Annotated in this window: 13 protein-coding genes; 7 read left to right on the forward strand and 6 right to left on the reverse strand. The window is 67.0% G+C overall.

Translation table 11 applies throughout. From position 1 onward, the window contains the following. Positions 1-37 precede the first annotated feature (37 nt). Complete coding sequence (locus tag IG75_RS0123860; RefSeq protein ID WP_030523367.1) at positions 38-1,135, reverse strand: ABC transporter substrate-binding protein; 1,098 nt, start codon at positions 1,133-1,135, stop codon at positions 38-40. A gap of 374 nt (positions 1,136-1,509) precedes the next feature. Here IG75_RS0123860 and IG75_RS0123865 point away from each other — a divergent pair, with 374 nt between their 5' ends. Continuing rightward, complete coding sequence (locus IG75_RS0123865; RefSeq protein ID WP_030523366.1) at positions 1,510-1,896, forward strand: DUF732 domain-containing protein; 387 nt, start codon at positions 1,510-1,512, stop codon at positions 1,894-1,896. 87 nt (positions 1,897-1,983) lie between these two features. On the opposite strand, the gene secA is transcribed toward IG75_RS0123865, so the two are convergent. Then, on the reverse strand, positions 1,984-4,830 hold the full coding sequence (gene secA / locus IG75_RS0123870) for a preprotein translocase subunit SecA (RefSeq protein WP_030523365.1): 2,847 nt from the start codon (positions 4,828-4,830) through the stop codon (positions 1,984-1,986). A gap of 307 nt (positions 4,831-5,137) precedes the next feature. Here secA and IG75_RS0123875 point away from each other — a divergent pair, with 307 nt between their 5' ends. The 6 genes from IG75_RS0123875 to bluB all read left to right on the forward strand — a co-directional run bounded on the left by IG75_RS0123875 (position 5,138) and on the right by bluB (position 12,372). Further along, entirely contained in the window at positions 5,138-6,547 is a 1,410-nt protein-coding gene (locus IG75_RS0123875) for a WS/DGAT/MGAT family O-acyltransferase (RefSeq protein WP_030523364.1), read from the forward strand. Between the two features lie 10 nt (positions 6,548-6,557). Further along, positions 6,558-7,061, forward strand: coding sequence for a DUF6912 family protein (locus IG75_RS0123880; RefSeq protein ID WP_030523363.1), 504 nt, complete (start codon positions 6,558-6,560; stop codon positions 7,059-7,061). Between the two features lie 162 nt (positions 7,062-7,223). Continuing rightward, complete coding sequence (locus IG75_RS0123885) at positions 7,224-8,378, forward strand: ferredoxin reductase (protein ID WP_373863766.1); 1,155 nt, start codon at positions 7,224-7,226, stop codon at positions 8,376-8,378. A 229-nt stretch (positions 8,379-8,607) separates the two neighbouring features. Beyond that, the gene (locus IG75_RS0123890; protein WP_051714860.1) at positions 8,608-9,981 is read left to right on the forward strand and encodes a fatty acid desaturase family protein; all 1,374 of its coding nucleotides are present in this window, start codon (positions 8,608-8,610) and stop codon (positions 9,979-9,981) included. A 215-nt stretch (positions 9,982-10,196) separates the two neighbouring features. After that, positions 10,197-11,453: a fatty acid desaturase family protein gene (locus IG75_RS0123895; RefSeq protein ID WP_030525956.1), complete on the forward strand. Its 1,257-nt coding sequence runs from the start codon at positions 10,197-10,199 to the stop codon at positions 11,451-11,453. 283 nt (positions 11,454-11,736) lie between these two features. Then, positions 11,737-12,372, forward strand: a complete 636-nt coding sequence (gene bluB / locus IG75_RS0123900; RefSeq protein ID WP_030523359.1) for a 5,6-dimethylbenzimidazole synthase — start codon at positions 11,737-11,739, stop codon at positions 12,370-12,372. 43 nt (positions 12,373-12,415) lie between these two features. On the opposite strand, the gene hpf is transcribed toward bluB, so the two are convergent. The 4 genes from hpf to mtrB form a co-directional block, all read right to left on the reverse strand. Further along, a complete protein-coding gene (hpf, locus tag IG75_RS0123905) occupies positions 12,416-13,135 on the reverse strand; it encodes a ribosome hibernation-promoting factor, HPF/YfiA family (protein ID WP_030523358.1) in 720 nt (239 codons plus the stop codon). 190 nt (positions 13,136-13,325) lie between these two features. Then, positions 13,326-13,958, reverse strand: a complete 633-nt coding sequence (locus tag IG75_RS0123910; RefSeq protein ID WP_030525957.1) for a ComF family protein — start codon at positions 13,956-13,958, stop codon at positions 13,326-13,328. A gap of 40 nt (positions 13,959-13,998) precedes the next feature. Continuing rightward, complete coding sequence (gene lpqB / locus IG75_RS0123915) at positions 13,999-15,804, reverse strand: MtrAB system accessory lipoprotein LpqB (RefSeq protein WP_030523356.1); 1,806 nt, start codon at positions 15,802-15,804, stop codon at positions 13,999-14,001. Further along, a complete protein-coding gene (mtrB, locus tag IG75_RS0123920; RefSeq protein WP_081883043.1) occupies positions 15,801-17,687 on the reverse strand; it encodes an MtrAB system histidine kinase MtrB in 1,887 nt (628 codons plus the stop codon). Before mtrB ends, lpqB begins: the two co-directional genes overlap by 4 nt. Positions 17,688-17,751 lie beyond the last annotated feature (64 nt).

Consider the following 17,751-nt stretch of genomic DNA (forward strand, 5'->3'; position numbering starts at 1 on the left):
TCGGTCACCCGATCCGGGCGGACCCCGGGCCCGGTGCTCATTTCGTACCGGCCAGAGCTTGTCCGTCGGGGTCGCTGTCGGCGGGATAGGTGCCGTTGGCGTACGGGTTGTACTCGTTGGTGTAGAGGTCGCGGGCCGCGAGCTTGCCCTCGTCGAGTTCGCCGTTGCGGACCAGCCAGTCGATCCAGATCTGTAGTTCGCGTTCGGCGATCACCGCGCCCGGTACCGGGATCCCGGAACTGCGCCAGTACTTCACGGGTTCGGCGCTCTCCGTGCGACCCCGCTTGTGGATGATGTCCAGGAAGCGGGCCACCACCTCTTCCCGCGGATGGACCTGGGTCCAGCGGATGGCCCGCGCGGTGCCCTGGACGAAATCGCGCACCGCCTCGGGGTTGGCGGCGATGAAATCGTCGCGCATCACGTACGTGCCGTAACCGAACGCGCCGAACAGGTCCCGGTCGGTGAACAGGGCCCGGATACCGCCCCGTTCGAGGGCGCTCTCCCGCTGGATCGAATTCAACGTGGCGACATCGATCTGCCCCTCGCGCAGCGCCTGCTCGGTGTTCACCGGCGGTACCACCACCAGCTGCACCGACTCGAGCTCGTCCGGGGTGAGTCCCTGCTGGGCCAGCCATTCCCGGGTGAGGAATTCGTGATGCGCACCGAGGGTGTTCATCCCGATCTTCTTGCCGATCAGGTCGCGGGCCGACCGGATCGGGCTGTTCTCCAGCACGTAGTACCCGGTGTACTCGTGCGCGTCGGCACCGTAGGAGCTGAGCACCGAGGTGATGGGCGCGCCGGCCGCGTTGAGCTTGACGACGGCACCGTTGAACGCCGACCCGAATTCGATCTCGCCGGTGGCCGCCGACTGGATATCCTGCGGACCGCTGGTGGTATCGCCGACCCACTCCAGCTGGATCTTGTCGAAGTAGCCGAGGTCGGCGGCCAGTTCGTGGAACCCCACCTTCCCGGCCCAGCCCTGATAGCGCAGGATGGTCTTCCCGTCGGCCGTGCGCGCGGCCTCGCCGCCCGCTCCACACGCACACAGCATCATCAGCAGGGCGGTGACCGCCGCAACGCACGCGACGGCCCGCGGCCGTCGGTGACTCCGTGTCGTATCCGGGCGTACTGGCATGGGTTCTGTCCCTTGTGATGTGGTTGCGCTGCCCGGATATCGTGCGGTCCGCGAACGCGGCTGCGAACCCTTTGCCTCGAGCCGAGTACAAACATGCACCTCGTCCGGCCCGGCCCGGGGACCCACGCGTACATCGGAACGCACCTGGTCAACGCATATTCCCGTAACGCGATCACGCAAATTGATGGGATGTTCGGCGACGCACGGCGAATCAGCAATCCGCCGGCTTCGCGCCGCGTTAATATGCGGCGCGCACCGAAGTTATTCGGCCGAGACGACGCCGAGACGTCGGCGCGACCGTCCGGGCCCGAGCCGTCGTGGCGGGCCCCGCTGCTCCACCATCCCGTCCCGCACCAACGAACACAGAAGGAACGATGCTCAAAATTCTGGCCATCGGCGCGGTCACGGCCGCGCTCGTGTTCGGCAGCTTCTCCAGTGCCTCGGCACACCCTCCCGGCGTCTCGCGGCCGGGCTCGGCGGGTGTGCACAGCCCGGCGGGCAAGGACGATTCCGTCGCGCAGCTACCCTTCACCGACCGAGAATTCCTCCGCGCCAGTGCGTTCGACGACGAAACCCGCCAACTCCAGGACGCGGCGATCGCCCTCGCGCACGCCCAGTGCGATTACCTCGGCACCTCCGGCAACACCCCGGCGAACCGCACCTATCTCGCCGAGGAAGCACGGCCGTTCGTGGAGTACCCCTACTTGTTCCTGGAAGCCGCGGTCGGTACCTACTGCCCGCAGCACACCGTGCTGGGCTGAGCGGCAACCCGCACGGCATTTCCGATACCCCGCCGACACGACGGCGCCGCTCCCGGTATCCGGGAGCGGCGCCGCCTGTTTTCGAACTCAGTGCTTACGACGGGTCTTGGGACCCCGGCCCTGTTTCGTCTGCGCCCGGGCCGCCTCCCGGCGTTCCCGCCGGGTGCCCTGGGTCGGCCCATCGGAGCCGTACTCCTCCGCATCGCTGTGCACCGCGGCGCGACCGCCCTCGTCCGGCCCCGAGTAGCTCAGACCCCGCGGGCCCGAATCGTCGATACCGCGGGCACGCAGCGCGGGCGGCGCACCGTTGATGATCGGCAGCTTCTCGGTGGGGTACTGGCTCTCCGGCGGCACCGGCTGCGAGCCGATCGGGGAACGCAGACCCTGGCCCACCTGGACACCGTCGGGTTGCGGCTGCTGAACCTCCACCTGGACGTTGAACAGGATGCCGACGGCGTCCTCCTTCAACCCCTCGAGCATGTTGGCGAACATATCGAAACCCTCGCGCTGGTATTCCACCAGCGGATCGCGCTGGGCCATCGCGCGCAGGCCGATGCCTTCCTTCAGGTAGTCCATCTCGTAGAGATGCTCGCGCCACTTCCGGTCCAGCACCGACAGCAGCACCTGACGTTCCAGGGTGCGCATACTGCCCTCGCCGGCCAGGCCGTCGATCTCGGACTCGCGCTGCTCGTAGGCGGCGTGCGCGTCGTCGAGGAGGGTTTCGAGCAGATCCTCGCGGGTGATCTCCCCGGCCTCGCCGACCTCGGTCTCACCGGTGATGTCGCGGTGGTTCAGGCTCACCGGATAGAGCGTCTTCAGCGCGCCCCACAGCTTGTCGAGATCCCAGTCCTCCACATAGCCCTCGGCGGTGGCGCCGTCCACGTAGGCGGTGATCACATCGGTGATCATGCTCTGGACCTGGCCCTCCATATCCTCGCCGCGCAGGATCTGGTTGCGCTCCTCGTAGATGACGGTGCGCTGCTGGTTCATCACCTCGTCGTACTTGAGCACGTTCTTGCGGATCTCGAAGTTCTGCTGCTCGACCTGGGTCTGCGCGCTCTTGATGGCCTTGGAGACCATCTTCGCCTCGATCGGCACATCGTCGGGGAGGTTGAGCCGGGTCATGATCGACTCCAGCGCCGCGCCGTTGAAACGGCGCATGAGCTCGTCGCCGAGCGACAGGTAGAACCGCGATTCACCCGGGTCGCCCTGGCGGCCGGACCGGCCGCGCAGCTGGTTGTCGATACGCCGGGAGTCGTGGCGCTCGGTACCGAGCACGTAGAGACCGCCGGCCTCCTTCACCGCCTCGGCGTCCTCGGCGACCTGCTTCTTCACCTTCTCCAGCGCGTGGAACCAGTTGGCCTGATATTCCTCGGGGGTGTTCACCGGATCCAGGCCCTGCTGGCGCAGCAGGGTGTCGGTGATGATGTCGGGGTTGCCGCCGAGCACGATATCGGTACCGCGGCCGGCCATATTCGTCGCGACGGTCACCGTGCCGGGGCGGCCCGCCTCCGCGATGATCTGCGCTTCCTTCTCGTGGAACTTCGCGTTCAGCACATTGTGCGGGACACCGCGCTTGGTGAGCTGCTTGGACAGATACTCCGAACGGTCCACGCTGGTGGTACCGATCAACACCGGCTGGCCCGCCTGGTGACGTTCCACCACGTCGTCGACCACGGCGTTGAACTTGGCCTCTTCGGTCTTGTAGATCAGATCGGCCTGGTCGATACGGATCGGCGGCTTGTTGGTCGGGATCGGGATGACGCCCAGGCTGTAGATCTGGTGCAGCTCGGCCGCCTCGGTCTCGGCGGTACCGGTCATCCCGGAGAGCTTGTCGTAGAGGCGGAAGTAGTTCTGCAGCGTGATGGTGGCCAGGGTCTGGTTCTCCGGCTGGATCTCGACGCCTTCCTTGGCCTCGATCGCCTGGTGCATGCCCTCGTTGTAGCGGCGGCCGACCAGGATGCGCCCGGTGAACTCGTCGACGATGATCACCTCACCGTCGCGGACGATGTAGTCCTTGTCCTTGGTGTAGAGCTCCTTGGCTTTCACGGAGTTGTTCAGGTAGCTCACCAGGGGGGAGTTGGCGGCCTCGTAGAGATTGTCGATACCGAGCTGGTCCTCGACGAATTCCACACCGGCTTCGTGCACGCCGATGGTGCGTTTCTTGATATCGACCTCGTAGTGGAGATCCTTTTTGAGAAGCGGTGCAATTCGGGCGAATTCGGCATACCACTTGCTGGAGGCGTCCGCGGGGCCGGAGATGATGAGCGGAGTACGCGCCTCGTCGATCAGAATCGAGTCGACCTCGTCGACCACGGCGAAATTGTGGCCGCGCTGAACCAGATCGTCCAGCGAATGCGTCATATTGTCGCGCAGGTAGTCGAAACCGAATTCGTTGTTGGTGCCGTAGGTGATATCGGCGCCGTAGGCCGCGCGCCGCTGCGGCGGCGTCATCCCGGACAGGATCGCGCCCACCTCGAGCCCCAGGAAGCGGTGTACCCGGCCCATCCACTCGGAGTCACGTTTGGCCAGGTAGTCGTTGGTGGTGACGATGTGGACGCCATCGCCGCCGATCGCGTTCAGATAGGCCGGTAGCACCGAGGTCAGGGTTTTGCCCTCACCGGTCTTCATCTCGGCGATATTGCCCAGATGCAGCGCCGCGCCACCCATGATCTGCACTTTGTAGTGCTTCTGCTGCAGCACCCGCCACGAGGCCTCACGCGCCACCGCGAAAGCCTCGAGCAGCAGGTCGTCCAGCGATTCTCCGTCAGCATAGCGCTCGCGGAATTCATCGGTCTTGGCACGCAGCTCGGTATCGGTGAGGTCCTCGTAGTCGCCCTCGAGTCCGATCACCTCGTCGGCGAGATGGGAGAGGCGCTTGACCATGCGACCCTCACCAAAACGTAGCAACCTCGTCAGTGTCAGCGCAGGCACGGGTCTCGTCAGTCCTCTGGGTCGGTTTCGGCTCCGATGTCGGCGGCGCACGGCCCGGCGACGGGCCACGAAGCCGCAGCTTGCTTCATGGTAATGCGGCTCCCATGGTAGGCGCCGCCGTGTACCCGGCCAGTGTGCCTCGTTCGACATTCGCCGGCCGGCCGGGCCCGCGCCGGGTATATCACCTCGAGCCCGTGCGCAAGCCTTCGAATTACATATCGGAATATCACACACAATGGTGCGGGAACAGGTACTACCTGGTCACAATGGAGACCGGATTCCTGACTCCGAAGGGGCAGACACCAGGGTGATAGCGAAGCTGACACCGCAGGACGCGGACTTCTTCCGGCTGGAATCGACCACCCACCCGGTACACATCGGGTCACTGGCCGTTCTCGACAACACCGGCGACGACGGCGAGCCGATCCTCGACTACCAGGCGCTGGTCGATCTGGTCGAGTCACGCCTGCCGCTGGTGCCCCGGTATCGCCGCAAAGTGCGCGAGATCCCGCTGTCGCTGGGGCGCCCGGTCTGGGTCGAGCACAGTCATTTCGACATCACCTACCACATACGGCGTTCCGCGCTACCGTCGCCGGGCAGCGACGAGCAACTCTTCGAACTGGTCGCCCGGCTCGGTTCGCGGCAGCTGGACCCCGGCCGCCCACTGTGGGAGATGTACCTGATCGAGGGATTGGGCGGCGGGCGGTGCGCGATCTACACCAAATCCCACGCCGCCCTGGTGGACGGTCAGGCCGCGCTGGAGATAGGGCACGTCATCGCGGACGATGCCGAGTCCCCGCGAGAAGTCGCCGACGACGCCTGGTTACCGGGCCGAGAACCCAGCGATGCGAATCTTCTGCTGGGCGCACTCGGGCATCTGGCGGCCCAGCCCGGTTCGGCAGTGGAGGTCCTACAGGAGGTCGCGGCGGGTACCGCCGGGCTGATCGGCACGGCGAGCCGCACACTCGGCGGCGCGGTGTCGGCGGTGCGGTCCGCGACCAGCAGCATGCCGAACAGCCCCATCAACGCGCGCACCTCCCGGCAGCGCAGGTTCACCGTCGCGGTCACCGAGCTCGACGGCTACAAACGGGTGCACCAGCAGGCCGGCTGCACGATCAACGATGCCGTGCTGGCCGTGGTCACCGGCGCGCTGCGCAACTGGCTGCTGTCGCGGAACAAGGGCCTGACCGAATCGAGCGTGCTGCGCGCGGTCGTGCCCATGTCGGGCTACAGCGGGGAGCCGGGCACCGGGCGCACACTGCCCAGCGGGATCACCCCGTTCCTGATCGACCTGCCGGTCGGTGAGCCCAGTCCGGTCATGCGGCTGTCCCATATCGCCCATGCCACCGCCGAGGACGCCCGCGGCCGGCACGGCGTGCGGGCCTCGACCCTGGTACACCTCGCCGGGTTCGCTCCGGCCAGCCTGCACGCGATGAGTGTGCGGGCGGCGAGTACGTTCGCAGACCATACGTTCAATCTGGTGATCACCAACGCGCCGGGCCCGCAGACGCCTATGTTCATCGGCGGCGCGCGGATGCTGGAGATGTACCCGGTTTCGCCACTGCTGCGCAACCAGGCGACGAGTATCGGGATCACGTCCTATGACGGGCGGGTCTGCTACGGACTCAACGCCGACCGCGAGGCGATGGCCGATATCGGAGTGCTGGCCGCGTCGGTGCCCGAATCGATGGAGGAGTTACTCGGTGCCTGCCTCTGACCGCAAGACCATGCGCGTGTACGTGCCGGCCACCGTGCCGATGCTGCGCGAGCTCGTGGACAAACGCGTGCTGCACGCGGTCGGCGGGACGGCTTTCGCGCTCACGCCCGCGCTCCGCGAGGCGTATGCCTCGGGCGACGACGAAGAACTGGCCGAGGTCGCCATGGCCGAGGCCGCGCGCGCGGCACTGCGGCTGCTGGCCGAGGAGGTCCACGGTTCCACCACCCCGATGTACCGCCGCGCGGTCATCGCGGTGGATGTGGAGGGCGCGACCCTGCGCCCGGACCTGGACGACGCGGTGGTGAAACTGGACGGGCCGATCGAGTACGAGCGGATCGCGTCGGTTCATCTGGACCTCGCCGAGGCCGAACCGGCGGTGGCCGAGGCGGTCGACAATGTCGATGCCGCCGACCTCGGCGACGAGGACGCCGAGTTCATCCTGGGCGACGCCGAGGACCATCAACTGGCCTGGTACGCCACCCAGGAGCTGCCGTTCCTCGTCGAGCTGCTCTGAGCCCGCGCTTGTGACCGGGGACCGCCGGCGCGGTCGCTCGCTGTGAGCCGCAACCGGGTCCGCCGACGCCGTTCACCTGGGCTCCCGCGACAACCTACGATGCCGTAACCTGGTGCCACGGCGCGCCCCGGGCGCGGAGACCACAGGAGAAGAACAGCGCAAATGGGCAGGAAACCGAACGCGATGACGGTGCGCGGTGTCAAGAACTGGCTGGAGGCACCGGCGGCCGGTATCGCCGAACGCGGCGGCAAACTGAATCTGCTGCGAGGGGCGGTGGCGCGGGTCACCACGCCCCTGCTGCCCGACGACTATCTACATCTGGCCAACCCGCTGTGGTCGGCGCGGGAACTGCGCGGCCGGGTCGTCGACGTCCGCAAGGAGACCGCCGATTCGGCGACGCTGGTGATCAAACCCGGCTGGGGTTTCGACTTCCGGTACGAACCCGGGCAGTACATCGGTATCGGGATCCTGGTGGAGGGTCGCTGGCACTGGCGGTCCTATTCGCTCACCAGCCCGCCCGACTGGGACGACCCCCGCTACGGCAAGAAGGTCATCGCCATCACGGTGAAGGCCATGCCGGAGGGTTTCTTGTCCAGCCACCTGGTCAACGGGGTGTCGGCCGGGACGATCGTCCGGCTGGCCGCCCCGCAGGGCGCGTTCGTACTGCCGTCCCCGCCGCCGCCGAAGGTGCTGTTCCTGACCGCCGGGTCGGGCATCACCCCGGTCATGTCGATGCTGCGCGCCCTCGATCGCCGCGCCGCGGTGACCGACGTGGTGCACATCCATTCGGCGCGGACCGCCGAGGACGTGATGTTCGCCGCCGAACTCGACGCCTTGCACGCGCGGCATCCCGGATTCGTCTCCCATATCCACCTCACCGGCGAGAAGGGCAAGTTCGCCACCGCCGCCCTGGACGAGCTCTATCCCGATTGGCGGGAGCGCCAGGCCTGGGCCTGCGGTCCCCTGGGCATGCTCGACGAGGTCGAGAAACACTGGCAGGAGGCCGGTCTCGAATCGGCGCTGCACGTGGAACGGTTCGAGGTGGAGCGGTCGGCGACCACCGAGGGCGGCACCGTCACCTTCGGCAAGAGCGGCCGCACGGTCACCGTGGACGGCGCCACCACCCTGCTGGAGGCCGGTGAATCCGCCGGTGTTCAGCTGCCGTTCGGCTGCCGGATGGGTATCTGCCAGACCTGCGTGGTCACCTTGAGCTCGGGACATGCCCGCGATCTGCGCAACGGCACGGAGCGGTTCGAAGGAGAGAAGGTACAGACGTGCATCTCCGCCGCGGCGGGTGATTGCACACTGGAAGTGTGACCGGAGACGTTCACCCGGCAATCGGCACCTAGCGGTACGCTCGAGGTGAACACAGGTTGCTTCCCATTCCGGGAAGATTTCCGAAACCCTCGTCCGGTTTCTGCCCGGGTCCGACACGGACCGGTCTTGTGGGCGGAGTGTCCACATAAGAACGCACAGCCGGAGCGATGGCGGAGGTACGCCTGTTCCGATCTCGTCTTCGCAGACAGCGCTTACAGAAGGGACGCCGGTGGCCATCACCGACATCAGAGCCTTTGCCCACCTGACGGCCGAAGATGTGGAGATGCTGGGGCAAGAGCTCGACACGATCCGCCGGTCGGTCGAGCAATCCCTGGGCGAGCGGGACGCGCGCTACATCCGGCGCACCATCGCCGCGCAGCGCGGGCTGGAACTGGCCGCCCGCGCCGTACTGTTCGGTAGCCGCAACCGCTGGGCCTGGGTAACCGGCACCGCCATGCTGTCGGTCGCCAAGATCATCGAGAATATGGAGCTGGGCCACAACATCAGCCACGGTCAGTGGGACTGGATGAACGATCCGGAGATCCACTCCACGAACTGGGAATGGGATATGACCGGCCCGTCGGCGCAATGGCGGCGGGCGCACAATTACTCCCATCACACCTACACCAACGTGCTGGGCAAGGATGAGGATCTCGGTTTCGGCATCTTGCGGATGACCCGAGACGAACCGTGGCGGCCGGTGCACCTGGTGCAGCCGATCGCCAATATCATCTTGGCCGCGGCGTTCGAATGGGGCATCGCCCTGCACGATTGGGCGATCGAGAAGGAGCTGTCCGGAACACCGCGTACCCAGGTCTTCTCCGAACCGAACAAAATGTTCGGCCGCAAGATCGCCCGGCAGGTGGCCAAGGATTTCCTGCTCTATCCTGCGGTCACCGGGCCCGCCTTCATGTCGACCTTGAAGGCGAACGCCACCGCGAACCTGGTCCGCAATCTGTGGGCCTATGCGGTGATCTTCTGCGGCCATTTCCCCGACGGCGCGGAGAAGTTCACCGAGGAACAACTCGAGGGCGAGACGCCCGGTGAATGGTATCTGCGGCAGATGCTCGGCAGCGCGAACTTCTCCGCCGGTCCGGTCATGGGTTTCATGAGCGGCAATCTGAGCTACCAGATCGAACACCATCTCTTCCCGGATCTGCCCAGCAACCGCTACCCCGAGGTCGCGGCCGGCGTGCGCGACCTCTGCGAGAAATACGATCTGCCCTACACCACCGGATCGCTGGGCAAGCAATATCTGCTCGCCTTCCGCACCATTCACAAGCTCGCCCTGCCCGACCGATTCCTGCGGCGTACCGCCGACGATGCGCCGGAGACCTCCTCCGAACGCAAGTTCGCCGGAGTCACTGTGCACGCGGGGCCGGAGAACCGGCCGTGGAGTATCGACCCGGCCACCGGTAAGCGCCGCGGCCTGCGATGGGCGTTGCACGAGGCAAAAATCGCGCTGCGCGCCAAAGCCGAGCAGGAAAAGGAAATGCTGCGCAGCGCCGAGCGCAGCCTGCGGGCCAAGGCCCGGCAGGAGAAGGATCTGCTCCGGCGGGCCCGGCACGCACTGCGAAAATCGCAGCGCTCCTACTCGGCCTGAGCGACGCGTCCGATTCCGTAGAAATCATCGCGTGGCGGGTGTAACACGGCCGCCACAGCGGACGATTATCCACACCGGGGCCCGAGTGTGACGCACGCTTGCGCTGTTTCGCCCGGCCTATCATTCGGCTTTGGGACGCGCAATAGGGCGCACACCACATTTTTTACGCATATCCCCAAACCTACGGTGTCGTAACTTACGGTAGGGTAGCCGCCATGGCTATCTCGGATGTCAAGGAATACGCGCATCTCACCGAGGCGGATGTGGAGGCTCTCGGAGCCGAATTCGACGCGATTCGCCGGGACATCGAATCGACCCGGGGCGAGCGCGATGCCCGATACATTCGCAATGTCATCAGGCTCCAGCGCGCGCTCGAGATCAGCGGCCGGACGGTCCTGTTCGCCAGTTTCCTGCCCCCGGCCTGGTTGGCCGGCGTGGCGTTGCTGGGCACCGCCAAGATCATCGAGAACATGGAGATCGGGCACAATGTGATGCACGGTCAGTGGGACTGGATGAACGATCCGGAGATCCACTCCACCCACTGGGAATGGGACAACGCGGGCCCGTCCAAGCACTGGAAGCACACCCACAACTATCTGCACCACAAGTACACCAACGTCCTGGGCATGGACGACGATATCGGCTACGGCCTGCTCCGGGTCACGCGCGATCAGCGCTGGAAGCCGTTCAATATCGGTAACCCGGTCTACAACCTGGTGCTGCAGTCGCTGTTCGAATACGGCGTCGCGATCCAGCACCTCGAACTCGGGAAACTGGCCGCCGGAAAGTTCGCGCCGGGCAGCCAGGAACGGGCGGAATTCGACCGCAAGGTCGACGAGGTCCTGGCCAAGGTCAAGAAACAGGCACTCAAGGACTACGTCGTCTACCCGTTGCTGACCGGGCCCTCGTTCTTCCACACCCTCACCGCCAATCTCACGGCTAACGTGATCCGCAATGTCTGGTCCAACGCGGTCATCTTCTGCGGACACTTCCCCGACGGTGCCGAGAAATTCACCAAGGCCGATATCGACAACGAAACCCAGGCCCAGTGGTACCTGCGGCAGATGCTGGGCAGCGCCAATATCTCCGGCGGCAAGCTCATCCACTTCATGACCGGCAATCTCAGCCACCAGATCGAGCATCACCTCTTCCCCGATCTGCCCAGTAACCGCTACGCCGAGGTCGCGGTCCGGGTGCGCGAGCTGTGCGACAAATACGACCTGCCGTACACCACCGGCTCGCTGCCGGTGCAGTACTTCAAGGCTTGGCGCACCATCCTGAAACTGGCGCTGCCCAACAAATACCTTCGCCACACCGCCGACGACGCCCCCGAAACGGCCTCGGAACGGAAATTCGACGGGCAGGCGGTGTCCACGTTCGATCCCGTCACCGGAAAGCGCCGGGGCCTGCGCACGGCGATCGCCGAAGGCCGGCGGCGGCTCCGCCGCCGCTCGGTCGCCCTGGCGGGCTGATCTGTGTTTTTGGCGGCGCCTCCGGCGCCGCGGGGTCGAGGCCCCCTTGGTCTCGCCGTTTCGGCCTCGAGACTCGAGCCTTCGGCTCATGCGCTTTCGAGGCCGAAACGGCGAGACGGGCCTCAACCCTTCGAGGTGGGTCGGCATTCGGTCGGCCTGTCGCGTCTCGTGGCCGAAGGTGCTCAACGGTCGCACTCTATGGACGACCCACCGCGCGTCGCAGGGGCGCCAATACACACCTCCCTGCCCCGGATAGCACAATAGTGTCGTGTGTGCAGCGGAGATGAGCGTTTACGAAGCCATCCGGACCCGCCGGGATGTGCGGGCGGAGTTCACCGGGGAACCCATCGACGACACCACACTGTGGCGGATCCTCGGGGCGGCGCACTGCGCCCCCAGCGTCGGTAATTCGCAGCCCTGGGATTTCGTGATCATCCGCAATCGGGCGACATTGCGGACGTTCGCTGCCCATGTGGCCGAGCGGCGGCGCGACTTCGCGCGTTCGCTGCCCGCCGACCGGGCCCGGACGTTCGCGCCCATCAAGATCGAGGGGATCGAGGAGAGCGGCACCGGCATCGTGGTCGTCCACGACGACGCGCGGGGAGGGCCACAGGTACTGGGCCGGGCGACGGTACCCGAAACCGGCCTGTACTCCACGATTCTCGCGGTCCAGAACCTTTGGCTGGCGGCTACCGCCGAGCGGGTGGGGGTGGGATGGGTGTCGTTCTACGACGAGGCCTTCCTCACCGATCTCATGGACCTGCCCGCGGGCGTCCGGCCGGTCGCCTGGCTCTGTATCGGCCCGGTGGCCGAATTCCAGCAGGCGCCGGACCTGGAGCGATTCGGCTGGCGTGACCGGCGTCCGCTACACGCCGCGATCCACGAAGAGCGGTACACCCCCGCGGGCCGGGAACAATGAAGCCGACCGGCCCATGGTGCGGACCGGTCGGCCGAGCTGTCGGCTAGGCGAGCCGGATCAGGCCGTAATCGAAGGCATGCCGGCGATAGACCACCGACGGCCGATCGGTTTCCTTGTCCTGGAACAGGAAGAAATCGTGGCCCACCAATTCCATTTGGTAGAGGGCGTCGTCGACCGTCATCGGGATCGCCGAGTGCACCTTGGTGCGCACGATATGCCCGGGCCCCTCGTATTCGGGGTAATCGGCCGCGAAATCGGACCGCTTCCGGCTGTGCGGAGAGTGATCGTGCGGAATTCCGGAGAGGTCGCCGAGCTGCGCGTCATCCGCCAGATCGGCGGTGGCGTCGTGTACCGAGACCGGAGTCTTCTCGCCGTAGTGGACGCGGCGGCGGTCCTTCGTGCGGCGCAGCCGGCTCTCCAGTTTGGCGGTCACGGCCTCGAATGCGGCGTAGAAACTGTCCGCGCAGGCCTCGGCGCGGACGATCGGGCCCTTGCCGCGCGCGGTGATCTCCACCCGCTGGCAGTTTTTGCGTTGACGACGGTTGCGCTCGTGGAAGAGTTCCACGTCGAAGAGGAAAATCGATGGATCGAAGCGTTCCAGCCGGGACAGCTTCTCCGACACATAGATTCGGAAATGGTCGGGAACCTCGACATTGCGGCCCTTGACGACGATATCCGCCCGGGTGTCCCGCGGTCGGTCCAGCTGGTCGTCCAGCTGCGTCTGGGCTGTGTCCTGAACTGAAGGTCGTGAAGTAGTCGTCACGCGTACCTCCCGGATTCGGCCGCACACTTGTCGTCGCATGCGGCGGGATGAAACGGTGCCGGCCATGTCGGATCCAGTCGGCCGGCACGTGATGTACGAGGCCCACCTCCAAACTCCCGGATCGGGTGTGTGCACGCGACGCTAGTACGAGGATCGGAGGTTCGCCACTATTCACGCAAATTTCCCGGATTCAGCCGGCACACGTCACGAATACGCCATCCGCGTGTGTTCCTGCGGCAACGAGGGCCCGGGTGCACGCGGATACCGTGGCACCTGTCGTCAATACGTCGTCGACCAGGACGACCTGCGCGTTCGCCGCGTCGGACGGTAGCGGCGCAGCACTCACCCGCCCGCGTAGATTGCGGTCGCGCTCGCGCGCCGACAGACCGGCCGAATCGCGGACTCCCCACCAGACTCGCAGACACGGCAGAACCTGGCAACCGCTCAGCGATCGGGCCGCGATCCGCGCGCATCGCAGCACCGGGTCGCCGCCGCGCCGCCGCGCCGCGGCCCGCCGGCTCGGCGAGGGTACAAGTATCAAGGGCCGGTCCGGGGCCCGCAACTCGGCGAGTCCCGCGGCGAGGGCGAGCCCCAGCGGCTCGGCGAGATCACGCCGGTTGCGTTCCTTGGCCGCCAGGACGGCCTGCCGCGCCGGGCCGCGATAGCGGCTCAGCGCCCAGCACGGCACTCCCGGATCGGCTCTGGGATACACCCGGATCGGCGGGCCGGAGAGGCTGCGCGCGCATTCGGCGCACCACGGTGTCCCGGGCCGGCGGCAACCGCCGCATTCCGGTGGTACGACCAGATCCAGCAGTGTCCGCATGCGCGCAGTGTGCCGGTGGGCACCGACACGGCGCCGGGAGTCAGCCGGGGAGCACCGGGACGGCGTCCGCGCCGAGACCGGGAACCTCGCGCCAGTACGGGTCGCCGCCTTCGGGTGTGCGGGTGAATTCCAGTACCGCGCGGGAATCGGCGACGTACTGGCGTTCGATGGAGGCGGTGACCTGGCGGACCGGCGGAGTGAGGTTGCGGCCGCCCAGCGAGGCCATTCCGGAGCCGTCGATCTTCACCGTCCGGACCGGATCCACATTGCCCGCGGTGGCCAGGATGACCGTATCGTCGCTGAACCAGTCGACCGAGGTCGCGGCGGTACTGAGTTCCATGGCGATCTGCCGCGGTGCGGTGAGCGCGAAGGTCCCGTCCGGCCGGCGCAGCACCATGGCGACGTACACCTTGCCGTCGGCGATCAACACCGCGCCGACGCCGTTACGGGAGATTCGCAGTTCGGTGATGGGCAGTTCGAAGGTAGGCCCGGAATCCGGGGCGAACAGCTGGGCGGTGTCCACCTCCTGGACCGAGACAGTGCCGGTATCTCGGTTGGTGACCGCGCGGATCACCCGATTTCCGTCGATGACCGCCCAGGCCGCGCTGCCGTCGGCGGTCCAGGACGGGCGGGTGATGGCCCCGCCCTCCGCGACCGGGAACGCGTTACCTCCGTAGCTGCCCACCATCAGCGTGCGTTGCGGCTGCGGCGGCTGACGGCCGGCGTCGGCGACGGCGGCCACCAGCTTCCCGTCCGGTGACAGACCCACCGACTGCAGGTTCTGCACATCACCGAAGTAGCCCGGGGCAGGGGCCGGGGCGCGATTGTCCTCGACCTTGACCAGCTTGCCCTCCCGCAGCGCGTGCAGTCCGATCAGGGCGTCCGGTTGCACGGAATCGGCGAGCGGCCCCAGATCGTCGAGCGACCAGCCGTTCCCGGCGAACCGCTCGTCCAGCGGCCGGCCGTCGTCGAGCAGCATGTAGGGGCCGAGCACATCGGCGCCCGCGAGGGTGAGCACCACCTGGGCCGCGAACAATTCACGGTCGCGCGGGTTCAGCTCGCCTATTCCGGTGAAGTCGATCCGTACCCCGCCCAGGCCCACGCCGACGCCCACGGGATCACCGTTGGCCTTGGTGACGGTCCCGCGCACCGCGACGGGCGGGGCCAGGTAATTGCGGACAACCGGAGCGATATACGGCTGCGGGCCCGAGATCAGCTTGGTCACCAGTTGCTGCGCCAGCTCGTCCGGGCGCCCCGCGACCCAGCGCAGATCCGGCGCCACATGCTGGCCGTCGGCGGTGACGAAGTACAGGGCGTGCCGCCGATAGGACTGGGTGAAGGCGCTGTACTCCATCACCACGCCGTCGGGCAGTTCGTCGATACGCCATTCGCCGTCGATCCGCGTCATCTCGATCTTGTTCTCGATGATCCCGTCCACCGCGTGGTACGACCCGTCCGCGGAGAGCTCGCCGACCTTGCGCGCGCGCAGTACGTAGGTCGCTTCGTTCTCGGTACGCGATTCGCGCAGCGTATCCGCGCGCTCCACGATCACGGTCGAGTCGGCATCGTTCCACTGGGTCGACGCGGCGGGGGTCATGTACTGACGGGCGGCGAGATGGCCGTCGGCGGGATCGGCGGTGGCCTGTAGGAAATCGCGGAGCAGCAGATCCGGGTCCCGCCCCTGGGTCGGAGCGGGAGGGCCTTCGGCGGTCGGTTCCTGATTGATCGTGCCGAGCGCCTGGGGTTGCGAGGAATCGGGCAGATTCGCGCAACCGCCCGTGGCGGCCAGGCCGACCACCGCGGCCGCCACCACCAACTGCCGGAACCACCGCCTGCGTGCGCTCATGACTTCTGGTCTCCGCGGTCGGTGGGCACCGGACCACCGACCCGGCCGGGTGGCTCCGGGTGCGCTGCGTCGCCCGGTCGGGCATCCGGATCCTGGGCGGACGGCGCGGAATCCGGACCGGTGCCCTGCGTGCCGGTCGCCGCACCTGCCGGCGCCGGGGTTTCCGGTTCCGGACTGCCCGTCTCCGGCTCGGCGGGTGCCGCGGGCAGGGGCGCCCACGGTTCGGTTTCGGTGACCGGCGGGCCGAGTTCCACCCGTTCGCCGCCGGCCCGCTCGCTCTCCGAGTGCGGCCGCCGCGGCGCCCGGCGCATACCGGGCTCCAGCGGCAGCGGGCTCTTGCCCAGCTTCTGGCCGCGGATCAGCGGCAGGGTCAGCCGGAAACTCGCGCCGACCCCGGGCCGTCCCCACGCCTCGAGTTTGCCGTCGTGCAGGTTGGCGTCCTCGACGCTGATCGACAAGCCGAGCCCGGTCCCACCGGACCGGCGCATCCGCGAAGGATCGGACCGCCAGAACCTGCTGAACACCAGTTTCTCCTCCCCCGGCCGCAGACCGACACCCTGGTCCCGCACCACCACTGCCAGGGCGTTGGCTTCGGTATCGCCGCGCATCCGGATCAGGACGGGTTTGCCCTCACTGTGGTCGATCGCGTTGGCGAGCAGATTGCGCAGTACTCGCTCCACCCGGCGCGGATCGACCTCGGCGACCACCGGCTCCTCGGGCAGATCGATGACCACCTCGATCCCGGCATCACGGGCCAGATGCCGCACCGTGGAGATGGCCGCGCGGACGCACATCCGCACATCCAGCGATTCCACCTGGAGCTCGGCGACACCGGCATCGTGGCGCGAGATCTCCAGCAGATCGTTGAGCAGGCCTTCGAACCGGTCCAGTTCGGTGACCAGTAGTTCGGCGCTGCGGGCCAGTGCGGGATCGAGATCGTCGCTGCTGCCGTGGATGAGATCGGCGGCCATCCGCACCGTGGTCAGCGGGGTACGCAATTCGTGGCTGACATCGGAGGTGAAGCGCCGCTGCAGATTGCCGAATTCCTCCAGCTGGTTGATCTGGTTCGACAGGCTCTCGGCCATTTCGTTGAACGCTTTCGCCAGCCGGGCGATATCGTCGTCGCCGCGCACCAGCATGCGTTCCTTGAGCCGGCCGTCGGCGAACCGGCCGGCGATCCGGGCGGCCGACCGGATCGGCAAAACCACCTGCCGGGTCACCAGCGCCGTGATGGCGGCCAGCAGGATCAGCAGCACCACGCCGCCGACCAGCATGGTCCCGCGCATCAGCGCCAGACTGCGTTCCTCGTTGGCCAGCGGGAAGATCAGATAGATCTCCAGGGTGGGCACCTCGGCGCTGGGGCTGCCGATGATGAGCGCCCGACCGTGGTAGCCGTCCGGGTCCGAGACCGTGGCGAACTGGTAGCTGACCTGATTGCGCTGGACGAACCGGCGCAGCGCGTCGGGCACCTCTTTGATGGGTCCGGCGGTGATCACCTGCTGGGGAGTCCCGCCGATCATGCTCAGCGCCGAATCGAAACTGCCCGCCGCGCCGCCGGTCCGCGAATCGCGCCGGTTGGACAGCGAATCCCGGGCATCGGACAGCCGCTGCTCCTGACTGGTGATGTCGTGGACACCGGCCAGCTGGGTTTCGACCGTATTCCGGACCCGGTCCATCTCCTCGACCCCGGCATTGATCTTCGCGTCGAGCAGCCGGTCGGTGATCTGGCTGGTCAGCACGACACCCAGCACCGTGATGACGATCAGCGACAGGGTGAGCGTCGAGACGATGACGCGCAACTGCAGCGACCGCCGCCACAGCAGGCCCAGTGATCTGCCGACATGCTGGAACCATTCGTTGACCGGTGTCAACGCCTCCCGCACGTCGGCGAGACGCCCGTTCTGTCCGACTTTCCGACCGGCGTCCGACCCTACGTGGTCACGCAAG

This window comes from Nocardia rhamnosiphila NBRC 108938, from assembly GCF_000720425.1.
GTDB classification, from domain to species: Bacteria; Actinomycetota; Actinomycetes; order Mycobacteriales; family Mycobacteriaceae; genus Nocardia; species Nocardia rhamnosiphila.